Consider the following 6,497-nt stretch of genomic DNA (forward strand, 5'->3'; position numbering starts at 1 on the left):
TTTTAATTATTTAAAGCACCATAAATAAATAGCTGATTGTTTGTGATTACTTTTTCATTTTCTTTTAAACCACTTGAAAGATAGGTAGTATCTCCAACCACTCTATAAACTTCAACCTGTCTGGTTTCAATGTTATTACGGTCTTTAAATACCACAACAAAGTTTTTACTTTTATCAAATACAATAGCTTTACTAGGCACGGCTATCATAGACTGGTTTTCGTTAAAAGAAAGTTTTATATTGGCATTCATATCAGGCTTAAGCATGTAATCAGGATTGTTTAGCTTAATTCTTGCTTGCATTGCTTTTGTTTCTGGATCAATTACATTGTAGATTTTATCTACTTTCCCGTAAAACGCTTTGTCTGGATAACTTAAAGTGGTTACTGTAGCACTCGTTCCCAATTTTACTTTATTGATATCAATTTCATTAATATTAGCCATTGCCCAAACTTCGCTGATTTCGGCAATGTCAAATATGTTTTCAGAACGGTCATTTCGTAAAAGCATATCCTGATTGATGCTTTTCTGAATAATAAAACCACTTATCGGGGCCGTTACTTCATAGATTGAACCCGCTTTGATGTTGTAAATTTTATATGTTTCCTGAATTTTACTTAATTGTGACTGCGCTTTATTTACTTCAGATTTTGCCTGAAGCACATCACTTTCAGAATTCAGTTTTCCATCAAATAATTCTTGCGCTACTTTTAAGTTATTTTTAGCTACAAGCAAATCGCTTTTAGCGTCAATGGATTGTTTTTCAAAATCGGCAACATCGGTACTTTTTATGGTAGCTAGAACTTGTCCTTTCTTAACATAATCACCAAGTTCAACATTTACTTTCATTACATTTCCCCCGACTAACGGATAAACATCAATCATTTTGTTATTGTCAGCAGTGATCTTTCCGTAAAAACTAAGTTCGTTTTTTAAAGGTTCAGTTTTCGCTTCGGCTGTTGTAGTGCTTTTAAGCATATTATCACTCAAAACAAAAGAGGTATTTGTCTCAGGATTTTCAACTTCTTTTTTGCAGCTCGTAAGAGATAAACCTGCTAGTGCGATTCCGATGAATAATATATGTTTCATTTCTGTAGTTTTTTAAAATAAATCTTTGTTGATGGTACTATTTAATTCTTCGCCTGCGATTACTACTTTTTTCTTTAATTCATTTAATTGAATTATCGCCTGATTGTAGCTTTCCATAAAATCTGTAAATTCCAAAAGACTTACATTTCGTTTTTGAAAATTGGTAAGCATTCCGTTATAAACTGCTTCAAAATCAGAATTTACCGTTGGTTTGATTACGCTATAGTTTTGTCTAGATTCGTCCCATTTGGTCCATGCCGAAGTGATTTCTGTTTGCAGCTGCAGTTCAAAATTTTGCTTTTCAATTTTAGATTGTTCTAAAATGGTTTGGGCATACTTAATATTCCCTTTGTTTTTATTCCATAAAGGAAGCGGAATACCAATACTCAAATTGGCTTCTTTATTAAAAGCACCGCTTCGCTGATCATAATTGGCGCCTAGAGTAAGATCTGGAACCGAAAGTGATTTTTGCCATTTTACATTCAATTCATTCGCATCAATTTCTTTTTGCTTGGCCAAGTAATCTGGACGATTTGCAATAGCTTGTTCTTCAAAACCTTTAAGGTCAAAATCGATTATTTTTAAGTATTTATTCGAATCATCTTTGCTTACAACAGGAATAACATTTTCAGTTTCATTTAAAAGAAGTTTTAAATTAGCCTGTTCTTCTATATTATTGTTTACAACTTCTAGACGTTCATTTTTAAAATTCAGATATAACGACTGTAATCGAACAACATCTTTTAAAGGAATATTTCCTTTCTGAGCCTGAACAGAATAAGAATTAATTAAATTTTCGATGTGGGCTAATTGTTTATCAGTGTTTTCAAGATTTTTTGTGTTGTAGTATACTGTATAGAAGCTTTTACGTAATTGGAACTTTAACGTACGTAATACATCATTAAATTGTAATTCTGCCAGCTGGGTATTGGTTTGCGCCAACTTAACTTCATTACGTTTCTTTCCGCCTAGATAAATGAGCTGTTCAATGCTAAATGCTTTTTGACCTTCTTTGCCAATATCAAAAAACTTATCCCTTTCAGGATTATAAGCATTCAATTCTGCAGTTATCATTGGATTGTCCCAAATACGAGCCTGAATAGTGAGCGCTTTTGCGGCATCAATATTATATTGAGATGCCAATAAAAATAGATTTTTTTTCAAAAATTGACTTTCACAGTCTTGGAGAGTAAGTGATTTTTGTGCTATTGCAGCTTGATTTAAAAGTGCAAATAACAGCAATGCGAATAACTTTTTCATTGTATCATCTTTAAGTTGTACAAATATGCTATCAACAGGCTTTAAGAGAGCTTAAAATCTACCTTAAAAATAGCTTAAAATTGCTTACAAATTAAAAAATAACTGAAATAAATTCGTGTTAATATTTGGAGTTGAATAAGTTATGTTTGCTTTGTGAAGAGTTAGAATGCGTTGTACGATTCTTAAACCCAGTCCAAAACCAGAAGTCCCTTTTGAGTTACGGCCACGCATAAAAGGCTGAAAAAGGTTCTTTTGTTCTTCGTCATTTAAAGTCTCTCCAGTATTTGAAACAGAAACAATAAGATGATAATGATCGGTGCTTATTTTTACTTTTGCCTGCTTGTTATCTGAATAGACGCAGGCATTTTTTAAAATATTAGTTAAGGCTATTTCTAAAAGATTTTTATTTACTTTTATTTCTAAAGCAGTATCAAGATTATCACTTTCTTCGATTTCAAAAAGAATAACAAAATCAGGAAAAGCCCTATTTATTTTTTCTATCGAGGAAAATAAAATTTCATCGATTCTTTGTTCTTCATGATGATCTGCTTTCCTGTTATCAATTTTTGAAAGTATAAGAAGAGAATTAATTAGTTCGCTTAAATGGTTGACATCATTTAAAATTGAATTTAGGAATGACTTATCTTTCTGTTGAAGCTCTGGTTCAGCCATAGCATTTTCTATCTGAGAAGTTATTCTGGAAAGCGGTGTTCTTAATTCATGAGATGCGTGAGCAGTAAATTCCTTTTGCTTTTGATACGAAAGTTCAATGCGATCCATCATGAAATTAAATTCATCAGCAATTAAATCAATTTCATTTTTAGTGCTCTTTGATTCAATTCTAGTGTCGAGATTATTTTCGTTTATGTTTTTTATTTTCTGATGAAAAGCATGTAGTGGATTCATAGCTTTTCTAACCATAAAAGAAGTTAAGAGCCAGCAAACACAAGTAAAAAAGATGTATGATATAATTAAAGTATACCTCAAGAAAAGTAACTTTTTCTTGCCATAATTATCGGTGGCAGAAATTAAAGCATAAAAATCCTTGTCGTTTGTGTCGTAGAATACGCCATAAACTTCATAATCTCCCTGCTGTTTAAAAAAAGTTTTATTCTTTTTAAGGTATTTTAAATCATCAACAGACCAATTGATTTTTGCATCATCAATACTGCTATAAATTAGTTTGTAATTAGAATCAAAAACTAAAGTCTTTTCATCATACAATTTGTTGATAGAATTTTGGTCTATTATTTTTAAAAGCTGATTATCAACTTGTTTTACATTAACTAATAGCTTAATGTTAGATAAAGCTTTGATTTCTAGTCGATCCCGAAACTCTTCTTTTCGGTAATTAGAATACAAAATGAATATCACCGTAGATGCCAATCCAAAAAGGATGGTAAATAGTAAACTTACTAAAAGTGATATCCGATTTTTTAATGTCATTCCTGATCGCTTAAATAATATCCGTAACCTACTTTAGTTCTAAGAAGTTTGATGTCGTGATCTTTATCAATTTTTTTCCTTAAAAAATTAATATAAACCTCAATAGTATTCTGATTGGTTTCTATATGATAATCCCAAAGTTTTTCTGCTATAAACTGTTTAGAAAGCACTTTTCCTTTAGCATGTGCTAAAATCAAAATCAATTTAAATTCTTTTGGAGTAAGTTTAATTTCTCCTCCAGCCCTAAAAACTTTCATATCTTCTTCAAAGATTTCTAAATCTTTAATAGCGATTTTACTTTCTGTCTGTTGCGGAACTTCTTTTCTCCTTAAAAGTGATTGCACTCGTGCATACAATTCATCAAAATGAAATGGTTTAACAAGATAGTCATCGGCACCATTATCAAAAGACGATAATTTGTCTTCAATTTCACTAAAGGCTGTAAGCATTATGATAGGAGTTTTTTTATCAGTTTCCCGAATGCCTTTACAAACATCAATTCCATTTATTCCTGGAACATTGATGTCGAGGATAATTAAATCATACTCGTACGGAAAGTATTTTTTTAAAAGTAATGAACCATCATAATAAGGAACACACTCGAATTCTTTTGAAGTAAAGAATGAGGAGACTTCTTTTGATAAAGTAAAATCGTCTTCGAGCAGTAATATTTTCATGTTTGGTTTTATAGTTTGTAAATCCGATTTAATAACTCAAATCGGATTTACATTAAAGGTATATTATTTAAAATAAGAAAAAGTCTCGTTGTTCTCAATTTTCAGTAAAGATTCATAAATAAGCTGAATCACATTTTCAACATCGTCTCTATGAACCATTTCTACAGTAGTATGCATATATCTTAACGGAAGAGAAATTAAAGCAGATGGCACACCGCCATTGCTATACGCAAAAGCATCAGTATCTGTACCCGTTGCACGAGAAGTAGCATGTCTCTGAAACGGAATTTTATTTTCCTCAGCAGTATCTACAATTAAATCGCGTAATTTATTCTGAATAGCAGGAGAGTAGCCAATAACAGGGCCTTTACCCATTTTAAGATCACCTTCAACCTTTTTATCAATCATTGGAGTAGTCGTATCGTGACAAACATCAGTAACAATAGCCACATTTGGTTTTATGCGATGTGCAATCATTTCAGCTCCACGAAGACCAATTTCTTCCTGAACAGAGTTTACAATATATAGGCCAAAAGGAAGTTTCTTTTTATTTTCATGCAATAAACGGGCAACTTCAGCAATCATAAAACCGCCCATTCTGTTGTCAATAGCGCGGCAAACAAATTTATTCTCGTTCAAAATCATAAATTCGTCTGGATATGTAATCACACACCCCACATGAACGCCTAGCGCTTCGACTTGCTCTTTGTTTTCACATCCTAAATCAATAAAAATATTACTTAATTTAGGAATTTCTTCCTTGTCACGCAAACGAGTATGAATAGCAGGCCATCCGAAAACACCTTTTACAATTCCATTCTTTGTATGAATGTTAACTCTTTTTGAAGGAGCAATCTGATGATCAGAACCTCCATTTCGTATTACATATATTAGACCATCTTCCGTAATATAGTTTACATACCATGAAATTTCATCTGCATGTCCCTCAATTACAACCTTATATGGTGCGTCAGGATTAATCACTCCAACTGCTGTTCCATAAGTATCTGTAATAAAGGTATCTACGTAAGGTTTTAAATAATTCATCCAAAGTTTTTGTCCTTCACTTTCGTAACCAGTTGGAGAAGCGTTATTTAGGTAGCCTTCAAGAAAAGCTATAGAAGTATCATTTAAGATAGATTTTGTACTCATAAAAATATTTTTTCGCTAAAATATAAATTTGGTATCAGAGTTGTGTATAAATATATAATTTTACATTTAAATTATGATTCAATGAGACTAACCACCTTTTTATTTTTATTATTAATCTGTTTTTCTTCTAAAGCCCAAGTTACTCCAAAAGAGAACGAACAAATGGGGTATATATTGACTGAGAAAGATTCTATTTTGGGTGATACCATTCAGCTTCCCGAAATAATTATTACAAAAGGACAAAAGATGAGTCCAGAAGAAATGAAACAGTTTCAAATTCTTCAAAACAGAGTTTATAAAGTATACCCTTATGCAAAATTAGCTTCAGAAAGATTAACCGCTTTAAATAATGGAATGGCTCGTTTGAAAACTAGTCGCGAAAAAAAGAAGTATTTTAAAATAGTAGAAGACTATTTAAATAATGAATTTGAGGAAAGACTAAAAAAACTGTCAAGAAAACAAGGGCAGATTTTAGTGAAGTTAATTCATAGACAAACTGGAATTACAACTTACGAGTTGATTAAAACTCTAAAAAGTGGATTCAAAGCCTTTGTTTCTAATACAACCGCCAATTTATTTGATATAAGTTTAAAAGAAGAATACAAGCCATACGATGTAAACGAAGACTATTTGATAGAAACAATCTTAGTTAGGGCATTTGAATCAGGCCGATTGGTAAATCAGAAACCAGCTAGTCCTGTAGATTATGAAGATCTATCAGAGAAGTGGCAGCAAAAGGCGAAAGATTTAAATAAGAAGTAATTTTATATACATATATATTATAGTATAGCAACCCGACAGGTTTTGAAAACCTGTCGGGTTTATTTTTTGCATGCATATATCAAGGAGAAAACCTCGGTTGCCAGTCTGAGCG

The 6,497-nt window shown here is 31.7% G+C and carries 6 protein-coding genes; 1 reads left to right on the forward strand and 5 read right to left on the reverse strand.

Annotation, left to right across the window (positions count from 1 at the left end; genetic code table 11):
* Positions 1-2 precede the first annotated feature (2 nt).
* The 5 genes from DMA14_RS04055 to DMA14_RS04075 form a co-directional block, all read right to left on the reverse strand.
* Positions 3-1,088 carry an efflux RND transporter periplasmic adaptor subunit gene (locus DMA14_RS04055; protein ID WP_111423331.1) on the reverse strand — a complete coding sequence of 362 codons (1,086 nt, stop codon included), beginning with the start codon at positions 1,086-1,088 and terminating at the stop codon, positions 3-5.
* A 12-nt stretch (positions 1,089-1,100) separates the two neighbouring features.
* Positions 1,101-2,348: a TolC family protein gene (locus DMA14_RS04060; protein WP_111423332.1), complete on the reverse strand. Its 1,248-nt coding sequence runs from the start codon at positions 2,346-2,348 to the stop codon at positions 1,101-1,103.
* 84 nt (positions 2,349-2,432) lie between these two features.
* Positions 2,433-3,794, reverse strand: coding sequence for a sensor histidine kinase (locus DMA14_RS04065; RefSeq protein WP_111423333.1), 1,362 nt, complete (start codon positions 3,792-3,794; stop codon positions 2,433-2,435).
* Positions 3,791-4,471, reverse strand: a complete 681-nt coding sequence (locus DMA14_RS04070; RefSeq protein WP_111423334.1) for a response regulator transcription factor — start codon at positions 4,469-4,471, stop codon at positions 3,791-3,793. The genes DMA14_RS04065 and DMA14_RS04070 overlap by 4 nt, the downstream gene beginning before the upstream one ends.
* Positions 4,472-4,534: 63 nt before the next feature.
* The gene (locus tag DMA14_RS04075) at positions 4,535-5,623 is read right to left on the reverse strand and encodes a M42 family metallopeptidase (RefSeq protein ID WP_111423335.1); all 1,089 of its coding nucleotides are present in this window, start codon (positions 5,621-5,623) and stop codon (positions 4,535-4,537) included.
* An 81-nt stretch (positions 5,624-5,704) separates the two neighbouring features.
* Between DMA14_RS04075 and DMA14_RS04080 the strand changes: the two genes are divergently transcribed.
* A complete protein-coding gene (locus DMA14_RS04080; RefSeq protein WP_111423336.1) occupies positions 5,705-6,385 on the forward strand; it encodes a DUF4294 domain-containing protein in 681 nt (226 codons plus the stop codon).
* The last annotated feature ends 112 nt before the right edge of the window (positions 6,386-6,497 follow it).

Origin of the sequence: Flavobacterium sharifuzzamanii, assembly GCF_003254585.1 — a bacterium.
Taxonomy (GTDB): domain Bacteria; phylum Bacteroidota; class Bacteroidia; order Flavobacteriales; family Flavobacteriaceae; genus Flavobacterium; species Flavobacterium sharifuzzamanii.

Coding starts and splice junctions, on each gene's coding strand:
- DMA14_RS04080 (WP_111423336.1), top strand. CDS start 5,705: ATGAGACTAACCACCTTTTTATTTTTATTATTAATCTGTTTTTCTTCT.
- DMA14_RS04075 (WP_111423335.1), bottom strand. CDS start 5,623: ATGAGTACAAAATCTATCTTAAATGATACTTCTATAGCTTTTCTTGAA.
- DMA14_RS04060 (WP_111423332.1), bottom strand. CDS start 2,348: ATGAAAAAGTTATTCGCATTGCTGTTATTTGCACTTTTAAATCAAGCT.
- DMA14_RS04065 (WP_111423333.1), bottom strand. CDS start 3,794: ATGACATTAAAAAATCGGATATCACTTTTAGTAAGTTTACTATTTACC.
- DMA14_RS04070 (WP_111423334.1), bottom strand. CDS start 4,471: ATGAAAATATTACTGCTCGAAGACGATTTTACTTTATCAAAAGAAGTC.
- DMA14_RS04055 (WP_111423331.1), bottom strand. CDS start 1,088: ATGAAACATATATTATTCATCGGAATCGCACTAGCAGGTTTATCTCTT.